Source organism: Caproicibacter fermentans (genome assembly GCF_009746625.1).
GTDB classification, from domain to species: domain Bacteria; phylum Bacillota; class Clostridia; order Oscillospirales; family Acutalibacteraceae; genus Caproicibacter; species Caproicibacter fermentans.
Genome location: NZ_VWXL01000003.1, coordinates 58,004 through 82,717 on the forward strand (window position 1 = coordinate 58,004; position 24,714 = coordinate 82,717).

Annotated in this window: 25 protein-coding genes and 2 pseudogenes; 5 read left to right on the forward strand and 22 right to left on the reverse strand. The window is 53.3% G+C overall.

From position 1 onward, the window contains the following. Positions 1-4: 4 nt before the first annotated feature. Genes CAFE_RS00575 through CAFE_RS00585 form a run of 4 tightly spaced genes read right to left on the reverse strand, consistent with a single transcriptional unit; the run spans position 5 to position 5,523 of the window. Entirely contained in the window at positions 5-2,518 is a 2,514-nt protein-coding gene (locus CAFE_RS00575) for a phage tail spike protein (RefSeq protein ID WP_156989482.1), read from the reverse strand. After that, on the reverse strand, positions 2,518-3,231 hold the full coding sequence (locus tag CAFE_RS00580) for a distal tail protein Dit (RefSeq protein ID WP_156989483.1): 714 nt from the start codon (positions 3,229-3,231) through the stop codon (positions 2,518-2,520). The genes CAFE_RS00575 and CAFE_RS00580 overlap by 1 nt, the downstream gene beginning before the upstream one ends. Further along, entirely contained in the window at positions 3,231-3,617 is a 387-nt protein-coding gene (locus CAFE_RS19840) for a hypothetical protein (RefSeq protein ID WP_233452645.1), read from the reverse strand. Before CAFE_RS19840 ends, CAFE_RS00580 begins: the two co-directional genes overlap by 1 nt. A gap of 49 nt (positions 3,618-3,666) precedes the next feature. Next, positions 3,667-5,523: a phage tail protein gene (locus CAFE_RS00585; RefSeq protein WP_413814407.1), complete on the reverse strand. Its 1,857-nt coding sequence runs from the start codon at positions 5,521-5,523 to the stop codon at positions 3,667-3,669. Positions 5,524-5,670: 147 nt separating this feature from the next. Between CAFE_RS00585 and CAFE_RS00590 the strand changes: the two genes are divergently transcribed. Continuing rightward, on the forward strand, positions 5,671-6,273 hold the full coding sequence (locus tag CAFE_RS00590) for a ribonuclease domain-containing protein (RefSeq protein WP_083209938.1): 603 nt from the start codon (positions 5,671-5,673) through the stop codon (positions 6,271-6,273). Between the two features lie 12 nt (positions 6,274-6,285). Further along, a complete protein-coding gene (locus tag CAFE_RS00595; protein WP_156989484.1) occupies positions 6,286-6,591 on the forward strand; it encodes a barstar family protein in 306 nt (101 codons plus the stop codon). Between the two features lie 200 nt (positions 6,592-6,791). Here the strand turns inward: CAFE_RS00595 and CAFE_RS00600 are convergent. The 5 genes and pseudogenes from CAFE_RS00600 to CAFE_RS00620 form a co-directional block, all read right to left on the reverse strand. Beyond that, positions 6,792-7,181, reverse strand: a pseudogene (locus tag CAFE_RS00600) (hypothetical protein); the annotation flags it as partial. A 14-nt stretch (positions 7,182-7,195) separates the two neighbouring features. Then, positions 7,196-7,795: a major tail protein gene (locus CAFE_RS00605; RefSeq protein ID WP_156989485.1), complete on the reverse strand. Its 600-nt coding sequence runs from the start codon at positions 7,793-7,795 to the stop codon at positions 7,196-7,198. A 2-nt stretch (positions 7,796-7,797) separates the two neighbouring features. Next, complete coding sequence (locus tag CAFE_RS00610) at positions 7,798-8,139, reverse strand: hypothetical protein (RefSeq protein ID WP_156989486.1); 342 nt, start codon at positions 8,137-8,139, stop codon at positions 7,798-7,800. Then, positions 8,136-8,567 (reverse strand): HK97 gp10 family phage protein, encoded by a 432-nt coding sequence (locus CAFE_RS00615; protein WP_330593678.1) that lies wholly within the window; start codon positions 8,565-8,567, stop codon positions 8,136-8,138. Before CAFE_RS00615 ends, CAFE_RS00610 begins: the two co-directional genes overlap by 4 nt. A 12-nt stretch (positions 8,568-8,579) precedes the next feature. Next, complete coding sequence (locus CAFE_RS00620) at positions 8,580-8,915, reverse strand: head-tail adaptor protein (RefSeq protein ID WP_330593679.1); 336 nt, start codon at positions 8,913-8,915, stop codon at positions 8,580-8,582. A gap of 99 nt (positions 8,916-9,014) precedes the next feature. Here CAFE_RS00620 and CAFE_RS00625 point away from each other — a divergent pair, with 99 nt between their 5' ends. Next, positions 9,015-9,287: a hypothetical protein gene (locus tag CAFE_RS00625; protein WP_156989487.1), complete on the forward strand. Its 273-nt coding sequence runs from the start codon at positions 9,015-9,017 to the stop codon at positions 9,285-9,287. A 5-nt stretch (positions 9,288-9,292) separates the two neighbouring features. Here the strand turns inward: CAFE_RS00625 and CAFE_RS00630 are convergent, their stop codons facing one another. From CAFE_RS00630 to CAFE_RS00650, 5 genes and pseudogenes are all read right to left on the reverse strand, one after another. Continuing rightward, on the reverse strand, positions 9,293-9,604 hold the full coding sequence (locus tag CAFE_RS00630; protein ID WP_156989488.1) for a head-tail connector protein: 312 nt from the start codon (positions 9,602-9,604) through the stop codon (positions 9,293-9,295). A gap of 1 nt (position 9,605) precedes the next feature. After that, positions 9,606-10,793 (reverse strand): phage major capsid protein, encoded by a 1,188-nt coding sequence (locus CAFE_RS00635; protein WP_156989509.1) that lies wholly within the window; start codon positions 10,791-10,793, stop codon positions 9,606-9,608. A 20-nt stretch (positions 10,794-10,813) separates the two neighbouring features. Then, entirely contained in the window at positions 10,814-11,545 is a 732-nt protein-coding gene (locus CAFE_RS00640; protein ID WP_156989489.1) for a head maturation protease, ClpP-related, read from the reverse strand. Beyond that, positions 11,542-12,792: a phage portal protein gene (locus CAFE_RS00645; RefSeq protein ID WP_156989510.1), complete on the reverse strand. Its 1,251-nt coding sequence runs from the start codon at positions 12,790-12,792 to the stop codon at positions 11,542-11,544. Before CAFE_RS00645 ends, CAFE_RS00640 begins: the two co-directional genes overlap by 4 nt. Beyond that, positions 12,792-14,421 (reverse strand): annotated as a pseudogene (locus CAFE_RS00650) (terminase large subunit). The gene CAFE_RS00645 and the pseudogene CAFE_RS00650 overlap by 1 nt, the downstream one beginning before the upstream one ends. Before the next feature lie 277 nt (positions 14,422-14,698). Here CAFE_RS00650 and CAFE_RS00655 point away from each other — a divergent pair. Together CAFE_RS00655 and CAFE_RS00660 are read left to right on the forward strand one after the other, a co-directional pair. Beyond that, a complete protein-coding gene (locus CAFE_RS00655; RefSeq protein WP_156989490.1) occupies positions 14,699-15,136 on the forward strand; it encodes a MarR family winged helix-turn-helix transcriptional regulator in 438 nt (145 codons plus the stop codon). A 77-nt stretch (positions 15,137-15,213) separates the two neighbouring features. Continuing rightward, positions 15,214-15,879, forward strand: a complete 666-nt coding sequence (locus tag CAFE_RS00660) for a DUF4386 family protein (RefSeq protein ID WP_156989491.1) — start codon at positions 15,214-15,216, stop codon at positions 15,877-15,879. On the opposite strand, the gene CAFE_RS00665 is transcribed toward CAFE_RS00660, so the two are convergent. From CAFE_RS00665 to CAFE_RS00700, 8 genes are all read right to left on the reverse strand, one after another. Further along, entirely contained in the window at positions 15,851-16,114 is a 264-nt protein-coding gene (locus CAFE_RS00665; RefSeq protein ID WP_156989492.1) for a DUF4314 domain-containing protein, read from the reverse strand. The genes CAFE_RS00660 and CAFE_RS00665 overlap by 29 nt on opposite strands. Next, positions 16,107-16,790, reverse strand: coding sequence for a hypothetical protein (locus CAFE_RS00670; protein ID WP_156989493.1), 684 nt, complete (start codon positions 16,788-16,790; stop codon positions 16,107-16,109). The genes CAFE_RS00665 and CAFE_RS00670 overlap by 8 nt, the downstream gene beginning before the upstream one ends. Before the next feature lie 63 nt (positions 16,791-16,853). Beyond that, complete coding sequence (locus CAFE_RS19735; protein WP_175391632.1) at positions 16,854-17,096, reverse strand: hypothetical protein; 243 nt, start codon at positions 17,094-17,096, stop codon at positions 16,854-16,856. Positions 17,097-17,187: 91 nt separating this feature from the next. Continuing rightward, a complete protein-coding gene (locus CAFE_RS00680; protein ID WP_461949996.1) occupies positions 17,188-18,459 on the reverse strand; it encodes a site-specific DNA-methyltransferase in 1,272 nt (423 codons plus the stop codon). Then, complete coding sequence (locus CAFE_RS00685; protein WP_156989494.1) at positions 18,425-19,036, reverse strand: hypothetical protein; 612 nt, start codon at positions 19,034-19,036, stop codon at positions 18,425-18,427. The genes CAFE_RS00680 and CAFE_RS00685 overlap by 35 nt, the downstream gene beginning before the upstream one ends. Positions 19,037-19,424: 388 nt before the next feature. Next, positions 19,425-19,778, reverse strand: a complete 354-nt coding sequence (locus CAFE_RS00690) for an HNH endonuclease (RefSeq protein WP_066643482.1) — start codon at positions 19,776-19,778, stop codon at positions 19,425-19,427. A gap of 224 nt (positions 19,779-20,002) precedes the next feature. After that, a complete protein-coding gene (locus tag CAFE_RS00695; protein ID WP_330593681.1) occupies positions 20,003-22,519 on the reverse strand; it encodes a phage/plasmid primase, P4 family in 2,517 nt (838 codons plus the stop codon). Next, entirely contained in the window at positions 22,516-24,447 is a 1,932-nt protein-coding gene (locus tag CAFE_RS00700; RefSeq protein ID WP_156989496.1) for a bifunctional 3'-5' exonuclease/DNA polymerase, read from the reverse strand. Before CAFE_RS00700 ends, CAFE_RS00695 begins: the two co-directional genes overlap by 4 nt. Positions 24,448-24,714 lie beyond the last annotated feature (267 nt).

Here is a 24,714-nt window from a genome sequence, read left to right on the forward strand (position 1 = left end):
CTCCCTATATTACAACAAAGTCCACTCCGACCCCGGCCCGGACAATTTCCTTAACGCTGCCGACGGTGAGATCGTCCTCAATAATGGTTTTCTGCAGGCGCGTTCCATCCGGCGCGACGTTGATTCGCAAATCGTCGCCGCGATAGATTTCAAAAGCCGAAGTGGAGATGTGAGCTTTCATGTCAGTGGTATTGCTCCCAATCGTCAGGCCGGTGCTGTCGGCGATGAAATTGGTTGTGTAAAGCTCCTCGTCGGACTGCACCCAAGGTGCGATATTCGTGCCCTCGGACACGATCAGATCGGACGCGAGAATTTCAATAGATGCGGAGATTTTGAGCGTACAGACTGTATCAAGCGAGTTGAACGGAAAGGTGACAAACGTCCAGTCTATGCCGGTATTCGCGTTGTCATATAAAACGGATTCGGCACCGTTTTGTGTAATGCTGACCGTAACTGTTCCGCCGGAGCCGGAAGCCCGAAAGAGCAAAGAAGCCGTATGTGCCGCGTTGAATTTCAGGGAAAAATCCTGTGAAACGGTACTGTCTGCCGTCAATTGGAACGCGGAATTGCTGACCGTGTTGTTTGAGGTGTCCGTATTGGAAACGGTAGTGACTGTTCCGGTTGTGCTCCAGAAGGTCAACCCGTTCCGACCAGCCGAATTCTTCAGCAGATTCCGGTAGCCGGTCTGGCTGATCGAAAGCGACAAGCCGTCTACGGTTTGCTGCATAGAGGTCAGCCGGGTATCAACGTCGGAAAGCTGCGCGTCATTTTCTGAAACATATCCGCCGAAGGTGCTGCTTTCCACTTTAGTGACGATGGAAGCACTGTGCTGCTCGATGGTCGATTCCGCGTTCGAGAGACGGAGCGCGATGCCGTCCTCGGTGTTGGAAATCTGGTCGTCGATGCTGGAAACGGTGGCTTGCAGGCCGCCGACATCGGTCTGAACTGTCGTGAGCGTCGAATTAATCGTCGTAATTTCACCCGTATTGGCGTCGACTCCGTTCTGCGCGGTATCGGCCAGTGCCTTGAGCTTCGCGGTAATCGCCTGAACCAGAGTGTTTCGGGTGGAGTAGTAATCCTCAAATTTCTGCCGGTACTGTGCGCCGCTGATGTCAGTGGTGGTGTCCCGATGCCCATCATCCAGCCAGAGGGGGATGCCGTCCGTGTACAGCGCGCCGTCGTTCAGATAATTGGAGAGGAGCTGGAACGCGTCGTTGTAGGCAGATAGTTCGGTCGTAATTCCAAGCGCTGTGGCCTGCGTGCTGAGCGTTCCTTTTTCATTGGCAAAGGAACTCCACTCGCGCAGGGCGGCGCTTTTTTCACCCGGAGTCAGCTTGTCGTCACTGTTCAGGTCAGATACGTTTTCCGTGACAGAGGACACGTTCTGATTGCTAAACGAAATTTCCTGCTTCACTTCGCTGATCTGCTGCGAAGCGGAGTTGATGGAATTCACGACAGAAATCCGCTTCTCTCCGAGGGTCAGTGTTTCGAACCGGTCGGTCAGGCAGTTGTACGATACCGCGCACACCCGAAGCTTGACGCTGACACCGAATGGCGCATAGTCAACCGTCACGTCGTCGCCGAGATTTACGGTGAGCAGAGGCCTATATTTCTCGTAACCGGTAATGTCCTTCCAATCCACGAAATCCACGGAGAGGGAGAGTGCCGGGACGTCGGCCCCGGTGAGGTACCGGCCTGCAACAAACTGTCGCATGGCGTAATAGCAGGAATCGACTGTGGGATACGGAACCGCACCGTCCACTTCTTTCCCGACCTGAAAGCCGGTGTCCAGCATGGCGACGATGGGGAACGGATATTCAGCAATATGGGAACTGTCGACATACTTTTCGGGGAGCAGCAGAATCTGATTGTCCTCGGTCAGAGCCGTCGGCAGAATCCGTGTCGCCACGCCGGACGCATCCTCCTGAAATTCCAGACCCGCCATGTTCTTTCCATAGGCAATCCGCACTCCGTTGTCTGACCCAAGCCGGGTGTTGACGGCGATGCTGAAATTATCCCGGACAATCTCGCCGCCCCATCGGGCGATAAACGCCTGATCGGTATCGCCGAGAAAAGCCTGCACCGGAGACTGGCGGATAAAGTAGGCGGTGGCAGTATGCGTGATATCGCTTGAGAAGGTAAACGGAGTCAGATATTGGCATCCGCTCAGAATTTGCTGCCCGGCTTCCGCACCGGTCTTGCCGGTCGGTCGGACGTCCTCCACAAAGTTAGCCAACAGGTCATAGAAAATATGCCGGGCGTTTACTTTGATTGTGCCGTCGACAACGTTCTTGACCACCCGGTAGATGCGGAATGCCTGAATCCCACGGTGCGTATTCACCCGAATGATATTGTTTTTCTGGAGTCGCTTCCACTTGAAAAAGGAATCGATTGGATGCGTCAACTCCAGCTCGAACGCGCCGTTGATTTCTTCCGAAACCGTACATGAGATGGGAGAAACCGTACCCAGTCCGTCATTCGAAAATTCCTGCGCTTTGGAATCGTAGACTAAAACCATTACAGCCACCGCCAGTTCGGAGTTATTTCAATGGACGTGATCCCTCCGGAAAAGGAGATCGCATTTTCACCCGGCAAAAGCACTGGGTAATCGCCGGTCTTGGTGGAATTCTTGCTGATGAGTTCTGTACCGGTGTCCTGATACGTTTCCTGGATCGTGGAATCAAGCGTCACCGTGCTGTCGATGTTGCTGAAAGACACAGTGCTCCCGTTTACCGTCAGAGCGCCCGCGCCGGAGCCAGTTGCCTTAATGACCGGAAGAGCTTTCACTGTTCCGTGATTTGACAGAACATATCCGGAACCGTCCGTCACAACAATTGGCGTATTGTCCGTTGCGTACTGAAACGGCTGGCAGTTGAACAGTATCACGAAATGCGAAGTGATTTTCAGCACGATTTCAAAGTCAATGCTGTTCACCACCTGCGCGCGATACTTCCGTCCCGGAATGTGGCTGAAAGTCAGATCAGCTTCGCCTGCGCCCAGCAGCCAGCCCTTGACGGCACTGATTTTCGGAACGGAGTCGCCGAGAAACGAGCATTCCACCGAGAGCGTGATGTCGCCGTAGGTACCCTCGTCCCGACGGAGCCGGGAGTCCATTCCCGGCACGTCGATGTAGGTTACCCGGCGCTCCGGCGACGGAAGGTGCGGACGGGAAGCCACATAGATGCCAAAGTCCTGAAAGCTGTCCTTGCCTCCGAACGTGAAGCTCAGCATCACGCGTTCCCCCTTGCCGCCGCTGCCTGCTGCCGATAAAATTCAAATTCATAGGCAAGGCGCTGGATGTCCTTTTCCGTGTTGTTGACGAAGTTTTCGATGTGAAGCGTGAAGCCGCCGGAGCCTTCCGCCATGCCAGCGGAACCGCCTGTAAACCCGCCGACACCCAGTGCAGGATCGAGGTTAAAATTTGTAGGGATCGAATTCTGCATATCGGCGGAAACATCGTTCATCGCCTTACTGAAGCCCTGCCCGAGCCCCTGCGCCATGAAGCCGCCGATACCGGCAAACACGGTCGACGGGGAGTGAATCCCGAGCAGCCCCTTTACGCTGTCAACGATTCCGCCAAAGAAGTCGCGGACTTTTGCATAAATCCAGTCCTTCATTCCGGAAATGCCCTGCCAGATGCCGGATACAATGTTGCTTCCGATATTGCTAAAATGCGCCGAGCAGCTTGCCGAAGCCGTTCACCAAAGCGGAAATAATCTGCGGCAACTTTGCTACGAGCGTCGGGATAGCCTTGATCAAGCCAGCCGCCAGTTCAACAATGATTCTGACCCCTGTTTCGATGATGAGGGGTAGGTTATTCACAATGAAATTCACGATGGAATCAATAATCTGCGGAAGCCGGTCGATCAACTTTGGCAGGGCGTTGATCAGTCCTCTCGCCAGCCCTTCAATGATCTTAAACGCGGCGGCGAGGACCTTATCCATGTTATTGAGAAGCGTGTTCACAATCGTAAGGACCGCGTCGATCATGGCGGGGATGAGCTTTGGGAGTGCGTCGCCGATGCCCGACGCCAGCGTAATCACCATCGTCAGCGCAGCGTTCACCAGTTGCGGAAGATTGGCGATGATACCGTCCACCAGTGACAGTACTAATTGCAGCGCGCCCTGCGTGATCTGCGGCAAAGCGCTTACCAGTCCCTGCACCAGCGTCATGACGATGGAAACCGCCGAATTGATGATTGTCGGCAGATTTGCCGTGATCGCGTTTCCAATTGACAGCACAATGTCCAGCCCCGCCTGCACGACCTTCGGCAGCTCTGCGAGGATGGAACTGGTCAGTCCGCCGATTGTCGCGGCAATCGCCGCTGATATCTTTGTCCAGTCGCCGCCCGCGTTCGAAAGTCCCTTCGTGAAGGTTCCGAGCAGCGACACGCCGGAGCTGGCGAGCGTCTGCATCTGCGGGAGAAGGACTGTGCCCATGACATTCTTTGCCGCCTCGGCCCCGGATTTCAGCCGCTGAACCGTATCGTCGAATTTTCCGAGGGAACTCAGCTGGTCACCCGACATGACCGCGCCCATGTTCTGCGCTTCGGCGGTCAGCTCTTTAATTCCCGCGCTGCCCTTCGCAATCAGCGGATTCAGGTCCTGCGCGGATTTTCCGAAGATCTGCATCGAAAGCGCGTCCCGTTCGGTTTCATTGGATATCTTCCCGAGTGCGTCGATCGCCGACCAGTAAACGTCCTCGCCGTTTCTCAGGTGTCCGTTCGAATCCTGAATTGAAACGCCGAGCCTTGCGTAAGCCGCAGCCGCCTCTTTTGAACCGCCCGCCGCCGAATCCATAGACCGAACATTCCGCGCCATGCTCGCGGTAAAGGTTTCGAGCGGCGTGTCGATCAGTTCGGCGGCGTATTGGTAGGCCTGCAGCGCCTCCGTACCGACGTGTGTCTGGTCGGACATAGTGAGAATTTCGTCGGCGTATGCGGCGGAGTTTACGGAAGCGTCCACCAGCGATTTGCCCGCGCCCACGGCAGCCGCGCCGATTCCGGCCAGAGCCACGCCCAGGGAGGCGCCAATCCCCTTGATGACACCGCCGAGCTTATCAAAGCGTCCGGACGCCTCTTCCGATTGCTTTGATGCGCTTGTGATTTCATTGCCGAACTGATTCGCCTGTTTTTCGGCGGAGTCGAATTCTTTCCCGGCGCTGTCCAGAACGCTGTTGTTTTTCTGTAGTTCTTTTTCCATGCCGTTGAGGTCGGCCTGCGCTTTGTTCAGCTGAATCTGCCAGTTCTGTGTCCGGCGGTCGTTTTCGCCGAACGAATCCGATGCGTTCTGCAAAGCGGCGCGAAGTGTTTCAATTTTTCCCTTCTGCTGGTCAATTTCTTTATTGAGAACCTCGTTCCGGGCGGTGACAGCCTGCACAGAGGAGTCGTTTTTGTCAAACTGGCTGGTGATCAGCTGCATCTCGGAACCGAGGACTTTGAAACTCTGGTTGATGTCGCGGAGTGCGTCTTTGAAAGCCTTTTCTCCCTCAATGCCGATTCGCACCCCAAAATCGTCTGCGATATGCGGTCACCTCCAGATCCAAATCTATATTGTATAATTGTAAATATTCTTTTACTTTGTTTCCCTTTTCAGTGCAACTTATATAGCGTTGCCCCTATTAGTGAAGGGGTTTTCATATTCCTATCATTTTAATAAGGGGAAATACTTATGAGCTATTTTGTGTACAAAACCCATATTTGGCCATTACCAATTGCTTTGTCTAGAGTTAAAAAGGACATATTAGAGTTTTTTCGACCGCCAACGCATGAGAGTTCCGATTATAAAAACTGGATTGCACAGTTGGATTTAAAAACATGCTTTGTTTGCCGCAGTCATCATGGTAAAATATATAAAAAAGATGAAATGCCAGATGATGAGCCTCCTGTTCACAACAATTGTAGATGCGAAATGAAAAACATAGAAGCCGCTTTTGCTGGCACTGCAACACAGGACGGTATGAACGGCGCGGATATTGCAGTAAAAAACACTGGAAAACTTCCGCCAAATTATATTACAAAAAAGCAGGCCATTAATTTGGGATGGATTAGCTGGCAGGGGAATCTGAACAAAGTTGCTCCCGGGAAAAGTATTGGCGGGGAAGTTTACCAAAATAGAAACGGTCATCTTCCGCAAGAATTTGGTCGTGTTTGGTATGAAGCTGATATCAATTATGATAATGGTTTGCGGAATTCTCAGCGGTTGCTTTTTTCAAATGACGGTTTAATTTTTGCTACTTATGACCACTATATGACTTTTGTTCAAATTCAATAAGGAGAGGATATCATGAATTATACGAAATATTTTATTCCTAAGGAGAGAGTTCTTGATTTCTCGAAATGTAAGTATTTAGGTGAGATTCATCAAGTAATACAACAGGAATTGGAATTGCCTGAGTGGTATGGTCAAAATTTAGATGCGCTTTGGGATTCCATAACCGGAATTATGTATGTTCCGGCGGACATAACCATTATCTTCAAGCCGGAAACGGAGCAATCTCAAGAGTTAACTTCTGAAATCAGTAAAATTATTGATGTTTTTAAAGAGGCTGCCCAGGAGTATAATGAGATCACTTTACATGTTGAGATGTAGAGTATTGATCTTAAAAACCGCTTGGTATTACATCATCTACTGTCAGTTCCCGATGTGGTCTCTCGATCCCCAGAAACTGCTTGTGGCAGGCCCATAAATCCAGAAAAAGCCCGATGGGCGTGAGCCAGAACTGCTCTGGCTCCATGTGCATCTGAACGGTTCCGTAATAATACAGCCGGGTGAAAAGTTCGCTGTCGCTCACCCGCTGGTGTGTTTTTTAATGGATTCTCCGCGCTTTCGCTGACCACGTTCCGGGCGGTGCCCCGGAGCATGGCTTCGGTGATGGCGTTTTTATACGACGCCAGCTGCAGGGGCGAGGTGAGAAGCTCCACTTCCTCCTCGGTCAGCAGTTCCTTCGGCGTGTCCTTGTGCTTCAGGTTGTAAATCAGAACGGACTGGTTCGCGAGCAGTGTCAGAAGCCAGACGATCTCATCCAGCGCCATCTCAAAATTCTCCGAGTGCATCAGTTTTTCGCCCAGATTTTCAAGGCCGCCGTAGCGCCCGGCGATTGCTTTTGTCGCCCTTGTGGTGAGAATCAACTCGTATTCCTCGCCGCCGATTTCAATCAGCGCGCCGCGTTCCTCTTCCATGAAAAAATCCTCCCTTATGTGCCGGACGGCGGCGCGGTGTAAACCGGCTCGTAAACCTGCGAGTACCAGCCGGTAACGGTTGCGTCGGACACTCCGGCGTCGCCTTCGGTTACTTCGGCTTTCCACGGGTGATTGCCCTTGCTGTCGGTCTTGTTCCGGCGCATCACGGTTCCCTCAATGGTCGGGGTCTGGAAGGTGATGGAGTCGCCCTTAGTCTGCAAATTCGCGGCGGGAATGCCGAATTTTACGCGGTACAGCCAGAAATATCGGTATTTCCCGTTCGGTTTGAGTGCCCGGAAACCCACCGCCACCGCCGCGCCCTCGTCTTCACCGGCGGACACCAGAACGCCGTTGTCGTCCACGACCGCCCCGGTCAAATCCTGCGCCGCCTGAGCGCCGATGTCCTCAACACCCAGCGACAGGGTTCCGGTTTTGAACTCCTTGACGACATAGGCTGTGCCGTCGTCAGCGTAGAGCGTCGCTTCCGCGAGATCAATGGTGAGATCGGCTTTAATTGCCTTTGCAAGCTGGGTTGGCGTCGCGTATGTTTCATCCCCGTCGGTGCCTTCGGTGATTTTCGCGTAATAAAGTTTATCCATGCCGATGGTGGCCATCTTCATTCCTCCCATGCATACGGTTTTGCCGCGTCAATGGCATAATGGTGGTAACCGGTATCGTCCTCATGTCCGATGTATCGATGGTCGGTGACGGTAAAACCGGCGGCCAGCAGCGCGCGGAGGACGCTGGTTTTCAGCGCAATGTAGTTTCTTTTGGAAAAGAGCGACAGGCGCGCCTCCTGCGTTTCATATCCCGGGCGGTTGTCGCCGAACAGCTCAAACGAATCGGTCAGCGGCGTTATAACTATATACTCTGCGGGAGCTTCTCCGGAAAAAACGCCGGTTTCCACCGCAAGCCCCAGTTCGGTGATGAGTTCGGTTAGTTCCTGAAGGATATTCATATTTTTTTGATTTCCTCATCCAGCTTTTCCTTCATCGCCTCGATGCCTGGCTTGCGCGCCTGTGTCTTTGCTGACTTTAAAAAGGGCTTCGGCGGCTGTCCGTGCTTGCCGTACTCAAGAATGTTGGCAATTTTTGCGTTGCTCTCTCCGTCCGGGCGCAGTTCCGAAAAGCCTACCTTAACGTTAAAATTGCCGTTCTTATCCATCCTCGCCGGAGAAAGCCCCAGCGCCGACTCAAGCTCTCCGGTAGAGCGCGAAGGGGATTTGGTATCCCGGCCTATGACCGATTCCAGATTATCGTGAACCTTTTCGAGAGCGACCTCGCCGCCCGCTTCCAGTACACGGGGAATGATCTCGTCGGTTTTCTCGCCGAGCGCGGAGACTTTGCGCAAAAAGTCGTCCGGCATAGAAAAACTTACCTTTGCCACAGGAATCCCTCCTCAATGCTTGCTCGGCTCCAGCCGTTCCGCCAGAACCTCGGTGTACATGCCGCGCCCCCGCACATCCTCCGCGCTGAGGATGCGGAACCGTTCGCCGGAGCAGACGAGTAAAAGAGAGGGACGGATTACCACGCCGGGAATCCTGCGGAAACGGAACAGGCTGGTCGCCGCCGACCACGCCGCACGGTTCGCCCAGATCTCGTTCCCGTGGCGGTCTTCCCGGTAAGCACGCACGCTGGCAAGCACCGTATCGGTTGAGGTGACAAAGCCCTCGGTGTCTTTGCTTTGCTCGGTCTGGATGATGTCAATGAAAGCGTTCATTTTGCCAAAACTCACGACTTGTCACCTCTTTTAATAACTTGATTGACAATATGTTATTATGATGTTATTATCGAGTTATTAACTAATTATTAGATAAAAGGGAGGAGCAACTATATGCCTGGAAAAATTACAGCGAAAGAATTTGAGGACAAGGTATTAGAGACAGAGGAAGTCGTTATACGGCTTCGTTGCCCAAATGATCAAATGGTTGATTCCTATGATTTCACACGAAAAGCAGCGGATAATACAAGCTTAACTGATTGGTTAGAAACACGTATTAAGCCACGTATAGGAGATCTGACTTGTGATGTAATTGATGGGCAAACTTTTCAAAAACCTCACGGTCGTACCAGCATGGCGAAATTGAGAGATACATATGCGCGCTAAGATATTCATATCTTCCAATTCCTGTCCAGTCTAAGAAGCATATTCACGGTATCCCATACCTGCTGCCCCGCCGGAACGCTGTCGGCGAAAAAGCCCCCGGTGGAGCCGTCGCGGCTTTCATAAAAGTGGCTCGCCAGCATAGTGACCGCCTGTTCCGTGGTCGCAGGCATCGGGTTTTCGGCGTAAAAGCCGTCTGCCACATGCTGGTATTTTTCGGCGTAAGATGTCGCGGCGGCGATGAAGCTTTGGAGCAGAGCGTCATCCTGATCATGCTCCAGAATCAGATTTTTCTTTACTCTCTCAAGCAAATCCGCCATATCATGACGCCGCCTGCTGCAGCACCTGCACCGCTTCCGGCAGAATCAGCTTTCCGTCCACCCGCTCGGTGGCGATGAAGCCCACCTGCCCGGTGGTGGCGTACAGTTCGTTCAGCCGCTGGAATGTGCGTCCCTGACGGTCGGCGATCCAGTAATAGCTGAAATCTCCGAAGGCCACGGTTTTCGCGCTTGCCGCGATAGCCGGAACATAGGCGGAGGTATAGATGGGTTTGCCCAGAATCGTATCCGGCGCGGAAGCGGTAATCGCCGGCTGCCAGAGGTATTGCCCATTGCTGTCTTTCAGCTTGCGGATGGTTTTCACGGTCGTGTCGTTTGTGAGAAACACAGCCTTTGCCCGGTATGGCGACCGCAGGCTATAGTACAAATCGAGAATTTCATCCAGCGTGATGGCGGCTGCCGCCGCCGTTGTCTTGCCCACCTGCGCGCCGCCTGTCGCGGCGAGAACGCCGGTGGGCTTTTTCGTGCCGTCACCGACAAAGAACGCTTCTTCCTCTTTGGCTCCGATGCGCCGGGCGAATTCGCTCGCGATGTAGCTTTCCAGCGGGAAGATCGAATCGTTCAGCAGTTCCTGACTGACCTTAATCAGCGTCGCCAGCTTATACGCGCTGAGCGTTACCTGAGAAAAACTGTTGTCGCTCTCGGGAATCTGGCCTTCCTCATCCACCCAGCTGGCGGTGCCTTTGGTTGCCACTACCGGGATTTTGTGGTCGCCGCTGGCGGTCTGAATAATCCGGGCAAGCTGCCGGAAAATGTTCTGTTCCTCGAGGGTTTCTATCAGCTGGCGCTCGAATTCGTCCGGAACCAGATATCCGCCCTCGCTGTCGGTGCCCACCTGCAAAGCGTTTGCTGCTTTGCGCCCGCGAATGACGTCCCAGAAGGCTGTTTTGTAAGCGTCGGACGCTCTGCCGGACTGCGCCTGCGCCGGAACGCCGGGATTCCCGGTCAGCGGCTGGCTGGTGGGGGAGGCAAGCTCCTGTTCGTATTCGCGCGCCCGTTCTTCGCGGTCAATCTGCTGTTTGAGCGCGATGATTTCGGCTTCCATTTTATCGTAGGCGGCGGCGTCTTCGGCGGTCAGCATTCCATCCGGGGTTTTCTTTAGATCAAGAAAGGTCTTGGCGGCTTCCCATGCTTTGGCGCGTTTCTCGCGCAGTTCAAGAATTGTGGGCATCATCAGTTCCTCCCGATATGTTATTTTAAAAGATTCAACCGCGATTCTCGCTCGACGGCGGATACTTTTGGAAGCGGCTTTTTTGCCGGAAATTTACTCAAAAGTGAATTTTGAACCGCCGTGCGGGAGAAAATCAGCCCGCCGGAGGTATCCTGCAGCGCGGCCTCCGTATAAAGAATGCCGTCAGCAAAGTGAAGTTCCACCGCTTTCTTGGCGTTCATCCACGTTTCGTCGTTCATCATGTGGGAGATTGCGGCGCGCGACTGGCCGGATTTCGCTTCGTAGGCATTTATGATGGATTCTTTCACTTCATCGAGCATCGCCTTTGCCCGGAGCATTTCGTCGCCGTCCCCGATGGCGACGGTCGAGGGATTATGGATCATCAGATTGGAAACCGGAGACATGAGCACCTGGTCGCCCGACATGGCGACGACCGAGGCCGCCGAAGCGGCGATTCCGTCAATTTTGACGGTCACTTTGCCGGAATACTCCTTAAGCATATTGTAAATCTGCGCGGCGGCGAACACGTCCCCGCCCGGAGAATTGATCCAGACAGTAATGTCGCCGGAGCCGGAGAGCAGATCGTCCTTAAACAGCTTCGGCGTGACCTCGTCGCCCCACCACGTTTCGTCGGCGATAGCGCCCTCCAGATACAGAGTGCGCTCCTCACCGTCGTTGTTTACAAAGTTCCAGAATTTGCGCCTTGGAGTCGGTGCGTTCTGCGAGCCGTTCGCCCGCGACTGTTCATTCATGAGCCGGAACCCCCTTTGCTTTCTGAGGATTGTTTCATATACGCCGCGCCCGCGTCGGCCAGTTTCACCATATTGCCGTTGACAAGATACAGATCGCCGCCCTCCTCGGGCGTGATTTCGTTCATATTCTCAAGCCGCCGGATGTCGTTTGCCGACAGCCAGCCGTTCTGCCGCCCGATGGCGTATCCATTCATGCGGGTTGCGTAGTCGCCGCGCAGCAGGCCGTCCAGATTGAATTTGATGAAAACGGATGCTTTTTCGGACGGCAGAAGCAGGGCTTGATTCATGGCCTGTTCCCACCGAACCACCCACGGGTCGAGCGTATACTTTACAAATTCCAGAGACTGCTGCTCGATGTTCGAAAAGCTGCTTTTTTCCAGATCGCCGACCATATGGGGCGGGATACGGAAAATGCGGGCGATCTCGTCGAGTTGAAATTTGCGGGTTTCCAGAAACTGCGCTTCCTCCGGCGGCACCGAAATCGGGTGGAATTTAAGCCCTTCTTCCAGAACGGCGATCCGGTGTGCTTTGTTTCCGCCCTTGTAGAGCATCTCCCACGCCGCCCTGATTTGATCGGGATGCTGCAGTGTCCCCGGATGCTCCAGAATGCCGCCTGGATTCGCGTTGTTGGCAAAAAAAGAAGCTCCGTAATCCTCTGTGGCGATTGCCATGCCCACCGCGTTTTTGGTGAGCGCGATGGGCGAATAGCCGACCAGCCCGTCAAAGCTCAGGCCGGGAATGTGCAGAACGTCGTCTTTGGACAGCGTCACGCCGCCGCTTTTCTCATTGGGGCGGCTTTCATCCGTGTTCCGCCAGTAGGTGTAGTAAATCTGGCCGTCCGGGCCGCGCCAGACATCCGTCTTGTTGGGGAGCAGAGGGTAAAGCGCCAGCACCCGACCGCCGCCGTCCCGGATAATCTGCGCATAGGCGTTGCCCCATAGAAGCAGATGGCTCATGAGAGTTTCGCGGAAAACGAAGCTGGTCATCTCCGGATTTGGCGCGTTGTGCAGGATGTTATACAGAGAATGGCCGGGCAGGAGTTTGGAACCGTTCTCCTCATAGCGGTAAACGTGCAGCGGAAGGCTCGCGATGGCTTCCGAAATCACACGGACGCAGGCGTATACCGCCGCCGTCTGCATGGCGGTGTTCTCGTTGACAAAGGTGCCTGAGGTGGAGCCGCCCCAGAAGAAGTTTTTTGAGGTGGAGAGGCTGTTCTTGGGATTCTTTTTCCGTGAGAAAAAGCCCATCAGTTCCACCCATCCTCTCCGTACATCAGCAGGCTGTGCGTGTCGTACACGCTGCCCGGCAGTGCACCCTCGTTGCGGATGGCGCGGTCCAGCGCCATAATGAGCGCCACCACGCCGTCGATGCGCTCGGTCGCCTTCTGTTTGTTGGGCTTGATATTTCCGGCGGCGTCGGTGCTGACGCAGAGGTTATCCGCCATCCAGCGCAGAGGCGGATTCCCCGCGTGGGCAATTTTCCGCTCTAGCGTCAGGCGCATCAGTTCCTTTGTCGCCGGGGACATATCCTTAAAGCCCTGCCCGAACGGCACGACGGTGAAGCCCAGACCCTCCAGATTCTGTGTCAGTTCCCACGCGCCCCAGCGGTCATAAGCGATTTCTTTGATGTTGTATTTCTTTCCGAGTTCTTCGATGAATTTCTCGACAAAGGAATAGTGAATAACGTCGCCCTCGGTGGTATTTAAAAAGCCCTGCGCTTTCCACAAGTCATACGGCACATGGTCGCGCTTGACACGGGTTTCGAGCGATTCCTCCGGAATCCAGAAATAGGGCAGTACGATATATTTATCATCCTCATCCTCGGGCGGGAACACCAGCACGAAAGCCGTGATATCCGTGGTGCTGGATAAATCCAAGCCCCCGTAGCAGATACGCTTTTCAAGCGACTTTGGGTCGAATTTGAAAGCACAGCCGTCCCACTTCTCCATGTTCATCCAGCGGACGGACTGCTTCACCCACTGGTTCAGGCGCAGCTGGCGGAAGATATTCTCATTGACTGGGTTCTGCTTCGCGTCCTCAAAGGATTGACGCATGGTTTCCATTGTCACCGTAATGCCGAGAGAGGGATTGACCCTGCGCCAGACTTCCTCGGAAGTCCAGTCCTCATCGTCGTCGGCGGAGTAAATCACGGGATAAAAGGTTGAGTCGATGCGGTTGCCGCGAAGAACGTCCTCGGCCTTTTGGTGCATCTCCCAGCAGATGGAGTTGCGGTCGGTTCCGGCTATAGTGATGATGAAATGCAGGGGCTGTTCACGCGCGTCGCCGGAGCCTTTTGTCATGACGTCGAACAGCTGCCGGTTTGGCTGGGCATGAAGCTCATCAAAAATAACGCCGTGAGCGTTCAGGCCGTGCTTTGTGTACGCGTCGGCGGACAGAACCTGATAAAAGCTGTCAAGCGGCGTGAAGGTCAGGCGCTTCTGCCCGAGGTTCAACTTCATCAGCTTGTTTAACTGCGGAAACTGGTCGACCATGTTCACCGCCACATCAAACACGATACTTGCCTGACTGCGGTCGGAGGCACAGCCGTAAATTTCGCCGCCATGTTCCAGATCGGCGCAGGTGAGCAGAAGCGACCGCCGCCGCGAGTTCGGATTTGCCCTGCTTTTTCGGAATCTCCACATACGCTGTTTTGAACTGGCGGCATTCGTCGAATTTGCGGACAATACCGAACAGATCGCGGATAATCTGCTCCTGCCAGTCGATGAGTTCAAACGGCTCGCCGTACCAGCGCCCTTTGGTATGGCGAAGGTTATTGACAAAATACACCGCCGAGTCCGCGAAGCGTTCTTTATATACCGAGCCCGTTGCCTTAAAACGGGACGGCTTGTAGCTTTTTAGGGTTCTGAAATCATCCACAGCACCACCTCCGAATATGAAAAAGGGAGTCCTTTTCGGGACTCCCGGCAGGCTTATTAACAATTTTATGCGGCGGATTCTCCCATTAGGACGCCGGACAACCCACAAAATTACAATTTTCGATAGACAAGCACTCGACATTACCCCCCAGGGAAAAATAAAGTGGTATAGGCTTTGCGACTGGAAGATATGTACCTCATGAAAAATTTATTATTCTCCCATGTGTTGACAAAGTATGGTTTACGGTATAAACTAAGTACAAAGAGGTGAAGTACGAATGCATACCGATGATATTTTTATGACATTCTGGCGAATCATTAACTGGGCGGGTGAAAGGAATAGAACCGCGAAGAGTTATGGTACAGATGTAAAATTATACATTACTGAAATCCACACTATAGCGATAATTGGAGAAAACTCAGGAATTCTTCAACGAGAATTATGTGAAGCTATGGGCATAACAAAAGGACGGGTTTCGATAATAATATCCAATCTAGTAAAAAAAGGTCTTGTCATAAAAATGTCAGATTCAAATAACGGTAAAGAACTTCCATTGCGATTATCAGACTTGGGCGAAATAGCGTTCGAAAACCACACTAGGCAAGAGCAGGAAAGGAACTCAAAAATAAATAAGTTGTTAAGTACATTAAATCAAGACGAACTCAATAAGTTTAATGATATTTTGGCAGGAGTTCTAAAAATACTTAATGAATAATTTTTTTGTCCAATAGTTTATACCGTAAACTATCTTAATATAAAATAGTCCGATTAAATATTGAAAGAGGTAAAATTATGATTACTTTGTCAGCAGCAATTTTTTCGATGATTTCATCACTATTAATCTGTGGTAGTATTATTGGGTTAGTTTTCACATTCGGGTATCCAAAAATTTTAAGGCAGGAGCCGTTGGTGATTATAGAGAAACTGTATCAAAAAAGAAAATCGGTGCCGTTTCTTTATTATTTGTTTGGACTCGGCGGTTTTTTCCTTGTGTTCGCTTCAATCTTGGTCGGGAAAGTCGAAGGACTGAAGGGCGAGCTTATTTTTTCAGAATGCGGCAAGATGTGTGGAATCGTATATGGAGTGTTACTGTATGCAGGAATAACGAGATATACTAAACTTTTTCCTGAAATCTCGAAAATGCGCTTTGAGCACTCAATTACGGATAAAAATGCTGAGACTCTTTTTCACACTTTTAATACTTACATCGGAGAAACGGTCACTGAACATATCGCGTTTGTTTTCCTATCTGCAATGATTTTTTGCATTTCAATGAGTGCTATTATTTCGGGATGTGTTGTAAACTGGATTGGTTATAGCGGCATAATCATCGCGGTAGGACTCTCGATTGGAAATTTGGAATTTCTGGGGCTTAAAAGGCTTTTCGTTATAAATCGAATATTTTCTTCTCTCGGCGGGATATGGCTGTTCATTTTTGGGGCGGGATTGCTATTATAGTAATATTATCTCCAACTAGCTGGAAACGGTCAATGCCCTGAATCAGACTCAGCGCGGAGCCGCAGTCCCACTCGCACAGGATGTTTCCGGCATCGTCCACGCCGCGAATCGTCGCGCGGTCGCCGGGCTTGAGCTTGGTGTAGGGGTCATCCGTTGAGATCAGTTCCACCCGTGTTCCGGCGGGGTATTCCCGCCGGAGGCGCTCAACGGTTTCTTTTGAAGGAAAGTTATTCATGGTCGGCACCCGCTTCTTCGTCCACGTCCGCGCCCGTGTCGGTGGCAAGTGCGGTTTCTCCCTCCGCCGGGGCGGCAATCGCCGCCGGGTCTTCTTCGCCAGCGTCCGCGCCGTCAGCGAGGTCGCTGGTTGCCTTTTTCTCCGGTGCGCCGTGCCGCCATGCAGCGTTTCCAGTGAGGTTCTGGAGCAAAAGTTTCCGCGCCAGTTTGTAATCGTCGCCCACCATTCCGAGGCCGATCAGCCACACCCGCATGGTAAAGCGCGGGTTTTCAAATTCGTCCTGTACCTTCGCGGTTACGCGCTTTTTCTCTTTTGCCGTTTTGCAAAGGGCGGTGATGAACTGCGTGTATGCGCTCACCGTGTCGCCGTCGAGGCCGCCGGAGAACCATGGGAAGCGGAGTGTTTCGCCGGTTGATATGATGGCAAGGTCATCCGTGCCGAGGGCGGTTTTGATGAGCGCGGCCTTGCTTCCCACCATCTTTTTCAGGTTATCCAGCTTTTCCGGCGTAAAACCATCCATTGGCATCTCGATGATTAGGCGGTCGGATTCTTCGGGCGTCTCGGCTGTATCGGGCGCTTCCTCAAGGGGTGCGCCGACAATCGTAAACTTGACGGAATGTTCGCCGTTTCCGCTTGCCTTGCTATAGATATCCCGCCCCTCATGAGTGAAATACATTCCGTATCCTGCGGCACGGGCTTCTTCGTCGGTATCGAAGTGTTCCTCGATCAGCAGGGTGCCTCACGGCGTGATGAAGTGCAGGGTCTGGTACGGTTCCGGTTCAAATCCGTGCGCGGCAAGAGCGGAAAGAAGGGAAGGGCGGTATTCGCCGCTGACCGTTCCATTCTTATCCACCGTATAATCGCCGACCTCATAACCGAAGCCCGGCGCGCCGAGGTATTTCATCGGGGCATTGAGGATTTCGCTGATCGCGCCTGCCAGCCTTTTGCGTTCCGAGCCTGTTACGTTAAACCTGAATTCCATTTTTGTTACCTCCGAAAATTTATGATTTGCGTTTCCGCAGTACCATTCATCACTCTTTTCGGGGGTAAAATCAAGTTGAAAAACATGGGTGTCAGCCTTCAATTTCGTTGTGCGCCAGCTTTTCTCCGCCGCGCAGGAGAAAGACGCCTTCGTCGCTTTCGCGAAATTCAATATAGCGTTTTACAATCACATCGCAGTATTTTTGGTCAAGCTCCATGGAACAGTTGACGCGGTCGGACTGCTCCGCCGCGAGCAGCGTGGTGCCGGAGTCGCCGAAAAGATCAAGCGTCATGTCGCCGGTATGGGAAGAATTCGTGATTGCCCGCCCCGCCAGCGCAATGGGATTCATGGTCGGGTGTTCCTCCGATTTTTTCGGGCGGGGAATCTGCCACAGGTCGCTCTGTTGGCGATCCTGCAAAGGGCAGAGGCGCTTTTCGCCGTCCAGCCAGCCGTACCAGATCGGCTCATACTGCGTGTGGTAATCCTTCCGGGACAGAACGAGCGAGTCCTTCGCCCAGATGATGGTGGACGACCAGTGGAAACCGGTCTCCTTCATGGTGCTCATGGCCGTGCCCCATTCCTGCGCCGACATCACCATGTAGACCATCGCGCCCGGCTCGCAGGTGAAAGCCATCGCTTTAAACGCCGAAAGCAGGAACGCGTAAAACTGCTCCTCAGTCATCTTGTCGTTAAGAATCTGCCGGGGCTTCCAGCTGGGGTGCTTCGCGTCGCCGCCGTAATCCACGTTCCACGGCGGGTCGGTAAAAACCATCCGGGCTTTTTTGCCGCTGAGGAGCCGCGCGACTGCGTCCGGGTCTGTGCTGTCCCCGCACATGAGACGGTGCCTGCCAAGCAGCCACACGTCGCCGGGCCGGGTGACCGGCTCTGTGATCTTCGCCGCTTCGGCCTCGCTGTCGAAATCGTCCTCGACGATTTTACCGTCCTCGCGGTTCAGTTTCTGGTACAGTTTATCGATCTCCGGTGCTTCAAACCCGGTTATGTCAAGTGAAATGCCGTACTGCTCGATGTCCTTGAAAACCTCCGCCAGCTTTGCGGTATCCCAGTCGCCGGAAATCTTGTTCAGCGCGATGTTGAGCGCTTTTTCCCGCGCCTCATCCATGTCAACGACGACGCAGTCGATTTCGTCAAAACCCAGCTGCCGCAGAACCTTGAAGCGCTGATGCCCGCCGACGATATTTCCGGTGCGCCGGTTCCAGATGATCGGCTCGACATAGCCGAACTCATCCACCGAGCGCAGCAGCTTTTCGTATTCCGGGTCGCCCGGCTGCAGATCCCTGCGGGGATTGTATTTTGCCGGATTCAGCTTTTCAGCCGGGACTTTTTGTATCTGCATGGAATCCATCGGGCGGTTCTCCTCTCGGCTTCGATTTGCGCCTGCGGCCGCCGATGATGACCGCCAGCAGGTCTTTTTTCGGATTCGTCACCAATTGCTCGCTGTTGCGCGAGACGATATCCCAGATCGGCTCCCACGTCGCCAGCACGTTTTTCTGCATTTTCAGCATGGCCTCGGCAAAGTCGGTGATCTCATAGGTTTCGGCGGGCTCTTTTTTCAGCCCCTTTTTGATTTTGACAACCGTCGCCGTCTTGCCGAGCTCATACTGCGCGTGGAGCAGGTAGTATTTCGCCATCGCGTAATCGGCAATCAGCGCGGCGGGAACCAGATTCAGGCAGCCGGACGGCTCCAGATATTTGACCGTGTCGGTATACAGTTCGGTCGGCGTGGGGATGCCGGGACGGTTCTCCTGCTCTCGCTTTTCCATAACGCGCAGATACGCGGGCGGCTCGTGCGGGTCGACGCCACCGGTGCCCGTGAATTCCACTTTTTTCAAAGGCCGGTGTCCCGGATTTCCTGCCGCCAGCTTCTCGGCGAGCGGCTTCGGTTTGCGCCCCGCGCCCTTCCTTGCGCCTCCGCTGGGCATAGCGCCGCCTCCCTTTTTTGAAAAGTGTCTTTGCATGTATATGCGGCTTTTTTTCAAAATGTGCCCGCTTTTTCCGCTCTTTTTGTCGCGGTTTGTCCGTTCCTATCGCGGCCTGTCCCGCCCTGTCGCGGTCCGCCGCCCGCGTGTCCTCCTGCCAGATGCCCGAAAATCTCCGGGATTTTCCGCGCAGACAGCCTGTACGCTTTTTGAAAAAAGCTGACTATTTGAAAAAACAGCCTGTCAGGCTTGTTTTTCAAAACGAACAAAGCCCCGAAACATCAGCGTTTCGGGGCAATTCTGATATTTTTGAATTCGCGCGTGTCGCGCGCGAAGGCCTGCCGCGCTGTCCGCAAGGCAGGGCCGCAGAGATTCAACCGCCCCCCTGGGGTCAGCGGTGTCTGTTTTTAGTTGCTGCGGTGATCGCGGAGTGGCAGGACTTGCAAAGCGACATAAGATTCGACTCCTCATGGGTGCCGCCTTCTGCGATTGGTTTGATGTGATGGACTTCCTCGGCGGGGACATAGCGCCCGGCCTTGAGGCACTGCTCGCAGAGCGGGTGCTTCGAGAGATACAGGGCGCGGATAGTTTTCCAGCGCCGCCCGTAGATCTTGTTCGAGTCGGGGTCGCGGCGGTACTTGTTATACTCGCGGTTTGCCTGCGAAGCGTGAGCTTCGCAGTACCTGCCGTCGGTCAGGTTTGGGCAGCCGGGGAAGGCGCAGGGTTTCTTCGGCTTGTGGGGCATAAGGACACCTCCGGGTAAAAATCGGACGGGCACGGACGGATCAGACGGACTTTAGACGGGAATATTAATTCCTTTTATTAAGTTTGAGCATGTTTTTTGTTTGGCGCGTTCATACGCAAAGAATACGTGGACTCCGTTCGGTGTGTTCGGACGGCGGTAAGACTGAACGAAATCCGTCCACGGGTATATTCGGCGTCCGTTCGCGGTGCGTTCGGGAAGAACCGTCACTCTGAAAGCCGGATGCCGACCCAGACATGCCTGCGGGTGACGGTATCCCGTCCACGGGACAGCCCCGGTATTGCTTCCAATTCACGGTTGAAACGGATTTGAGAGACAGGCTTCAGCGCGTTTGCGGAACAGTATTCCTGATAGGTCGAAAACAGATCTTCGCTCATGCAGGTGTGTCCGCCGTTTATTTCGCAGCATTCTCCAACAAACGCCAGCGCACTGCTGTTCTCCGCCTTGTAGCTCGCGAGTTCTGCCTTCGTCCGCTGGGTTTCGGAAAACCGGTAGGAATTCTCCATCAAACGCCGGAGCCCGGCCATTGACCACGCCAGTATGCCGTCGGCCTCGGCGGCCAGCTTTTCTTTCAGATTCGGGTCGCGTTTCTCCTCCGGTATCGCCCGGTCAAAGCGGATCAGCATCAAGCGGCGGTAGAAGCCGTCCGAGCGGTCGGTGTAGCTTTTGGGGACACTGTTGCAGGAAAACAGCAGGCGCGCAAACGGCTTGAAAGAGAAATATTCCTTAAATTTATGCTGTGCGGAGATATAGTCCTCGCCGGTGATTGCCTTGAAGGTTCCCGTGTCACGGATATTCTCGGACGGGAGGTCGGCGAACACATTCGCCAGTTTGCCGAAAAGCTGGACCGTTGCGAATTTCTCGTCCAGCGCCTGCCAGGTCAGGGTGGATACATTGTCAGCGCCGAGCAGGACGTCCTGCACCACGGACAGGAACGTCGATTTTCCACTGTCGCCTTTTCCTACAATTACAAACGATTTCTGCGCTTTGTTGACCGGGACGAGAAAATATCCCAGAATCTCCTGTATCAGCGGGACTTCGCTTTCCGGCAGGACATCGGAAAGGTAGCGCATGAAAATAGGGCACCGTGCCTCCGGGTCATAATTTCCGCCCAGCCGGATTGTGGACAGGTATTTCGGGCCGTGCGGCAGGAATTCATCGGTCATCACGTTGTACAGCCCGTTTTTAAAGTTCATGATGTAGGGATTTACATTGATTTCACGCACTGTTTTGTCGACCAGCACCTGCCATTGCCATTCCACGTCCCGAATTTCAGCCGCCAGCGCGTAGCGCGCGTTCATATAGGAACGCACCTTTCGCTGTGCGGTTTTGTCGTTTTTCGGCAGATACACGCCGTTTTCATAGAAATAGTAGCTGTCGGCACAGTAAAAAAAATGCTCGTTCTCGGCGCAATGGTCGGCGAGCACACCGGGCAGGAAATTCCACTTTCCTTTTTCGGAAACTTCATACCACGCGGGAATCTCGCTCCCGCACCGTTCCTTGCGCGCTTCCTGCGTCGCCGAAAAAGCTTTATACAATTCTTTTTGGTAGGCCGGAAGCGTTTTGAGGTCAGCCGCCTTAAATTTAAAGTGGTTCTTAATATTGTCGCCGATAAACGCACCCGCGATTCCGGGGTCGATGTTATACAAATAATCGTTGATAAACCGGCGCGCCGTATGAATGTCGACGGCGGCCTCCTGTTTGGGTTTGACGGATGCGAGCGCTTTTTTCAGTTCTTCCACGCTCATCGGGTGAAACGCCAACCCCGCCGGTGATTTGCAGGTGCAGCTGCCGCCGCGCATTTTCGGGCAGACAAAACCGCGCTCCGCAATCTTCCGGCAGGTCATCGGTTTGGTGCCGGATTGATAGAAATGGTCGATCTTCGCCTGTGTGGCGTTATAGTCATAAGCCGGATACGGTTTCGACAGCTTGTGGATGACGACCTCGCCGCCCTCGAAAATCGCCAGATTGGAGATCATGGCGTACCAGTCCGGCTCTGAGAGGGTTTTTGCGTTCCTTTTACAGTGCTGAATGAACGCACAGCGGCGGCCCACCAGCACCAGCCCTTTCTGGGAGCCCCGATCTTTATTCGGCGATGAAGCAACGTGCAGCGGCTCATTTTCTTCAGAAAGTTTCGGCAGAACAGCCTCGAGCTCTTTTTGGGTATACCGCAGTTCCGGATTGAATTTAACGCATTCCACAGGAACAGGTTCTTCTTTGCAGTGCAGAAAGCCCGGGAGACGGAAAACCCGGCTTTCGTTTACGCAAGCCGGGTCTGCTCCGAAATATGCGATCAGCCGTTTCTGGATAGGCCGGAAGCGTTCCACTTTGGCATTTTTCATCAGCCAGTAGCAGTGAAGCGACTTTCGGGTCCTGACGATCAGCGATGGTTCGAGCGGAAAAGCCTGAATTTTCGCCAGCTGCTCTTCCAGCGGAATATCGTCGCACTCCATGAACTGGGCGTTGATGCGGGTAATTTCGGAATCCTCATGCCCGCCGTAGTTGATGACAAAATATATCCCGCGATTCTGCCTGTTGTGGGCTTTTAGCGTATCGACAATTTTGTCGAAATGCCCTTGTTCGATTTTCAGTTTCTGACCGGAAAACGCGTTATCGGGGCGGTCGGAGAAGATTCGCAGGCAGACGGACTCCGCCGGTTCAAAAAACGCGCCGAGGAATTCTCCCGGACTGACCGGAACCGGCTTCAGAGAATATTCACTCACAGGCATTCCTCCAGTTCATGCAACTCCCCAAATCGGGTTCCAACGGAGGCCTCCGCCACAATCGGCACTGAGAACGCGTCAAAAGGCTTCGTTTCCATGCAGTTTTTGATGAAAATAACGGCCTCTTTGAGGTGATTTTCGGGCAGTTCAAAGACCAGTTCGTCGTGAATCTGCAGTAAAGGACAAAGCCATGAGCGTTCGGGCAGGCCCCGGACAATCCGCCCGAGAGCAAGTTTGAGAATGTCCGCCGCCGTGCCCTGAATCGGTGTGTTCATGGCTACGCGCTGCGCGAAGGACTTCACTTTCCAGTCCTTCGCGGTAATGCCCGGCAGGGAGCGCCTCCGACCGAGCCATGTTTCGGTATATTTGCGGAACTCGGCGCGCTTTTTCGTTTCCTCCTGCCAGCGCGAAAGGCGAGGGTATCCGGCCTTGAGGTTGCGGATAATGCTCTCACATTCATTGAGCGACACATCCAGCCCGGCCTTGAATTTCAGCGTCTTTTGCAGTCCTTTCGGAAACAGCCCGAAAAAGGTGCCGAAGTTGCAGTTCTTGGCGATGGTGCGCCGCTCCTTGTACTCCGGCGCGCTTTTGTCCTTTGCCTGCTCCAGCGTGATTTTGTAAATGACCGAGGTGGTCTGGGCGTGGATATCCCCGCCGGAACGGTAGGTTTCAAGCATTTTTTCATCCTTACAATAGAACGCGCCCACGCGCAGCTCGATTTGTGAGAAATCAAGCGACAGCAGGATTTTGCCTTCCGGAGCTATAATAAAATTTCGGATGCCGATATCGTCCGCACCGACGCGGGGCATATTCTGGCAGTTCGGATTTTTGGATGCGAAGCGCCCCGTTTCAGTCGCCAGCGGCAGCAGATCGGGATGGATGCGCCCGGTGGCCGTGTTGACATATTTGAGGTATCCGTCTATGTAGGTGGATTTGATCTTTCCCCAGCGCCGGTACTCCTGCACCAGATCAAAGAGGCAAACCAACTCCGGACGGTTCTTTTCACAGTGTTCTTTGAGCAAAATCAGCGCTTCGTCATCGAGCGCGTTTTGTTCCTTCTCCGTTTGTTTCACTTTCGGAAGTTTCAGGTGGTCAAACAGGTATTTTTTGAAAGCGGCGGTGCTGGCGTTCGCGCCGATGGGAATGTCACCGATGATGAATTCAATTGATTTGCGAATTTCCGTAAGATGCTTTTCGGCTTCAATCCGTTTCGCTTTCATTAATTCCACATCGAAAGGAAGCCCGTTATACCGCATCAGGCCAACAAAGACGGCAGTGGGCGACTCGATTTTTTCCGCGATGAACCGATGCTTCGGCAGGAAGCGGTCAAACCAACTGTTTAGCAGATGATACAGCCGAAGGGCATAATCTGAGTCGGCACAGGCATACCGGACGGTGCGCTCCGCCTGCGGATCGAGCTCATCGAAATGAAGGCAGCCGACCGTTTCGGTGTAGGATGGCAGCTGTTCGCCGAAGTATTCCGGTACCAGCATTTTGAGCCCGCAGTCGCCGAGCGACCGGAATTCCTTCTCGTTTTTATACACCAGCTGCGCCGCCGCAATGGTGTCGTAGCAGGGCTCCTGCACCACGATGCCGCGCGCGTACAAAAATGCGCTTTCAAACGCGAGGTTATGGACGACCTTGGTGACGGAGGGATTCATGAAGAGCTCCGGTTTTAGCCACGCCCAGATTGCCTCCTGATCGACGGCGTTTTCCCCGACGCGGTGCGACAGCGGTAGATAGACGGCGTCGCCTTCGGTCACCGAGAAGCTGATGCCGACGATATGCGACTTGTGCGCGTCCAGCGCGGCGCGGTCATCGTTCCGGTATGCGTCATCCGGCGCGGTTTCAAAGTCGAAAGCGACGAGGGGTGCGTCGGACAGGTAGGTTTGCAATTCTTCCAGCGCGAGGACACATCTGTATTCCAAACTGACAATCCCTCCTAAAACGGCAGTTCTTATATGTTTATGAATGTCGAATTCAGAATAAATGTTGTCCCCACCAAATGCTTAGAATATTACATTTTATACCATATTTAATTGCCATTCACCACGATATGAGCTACAATATAAAAGTTAAAGCAGCTGTAATAACTACATCAAAATTAATAGCAATTGTAAGGTTGCTGCTTTTACAAGCTCTATAAAAAATTACAGAAAACCGATATTTGGTATAAACAAAACTGTAATGGGGTG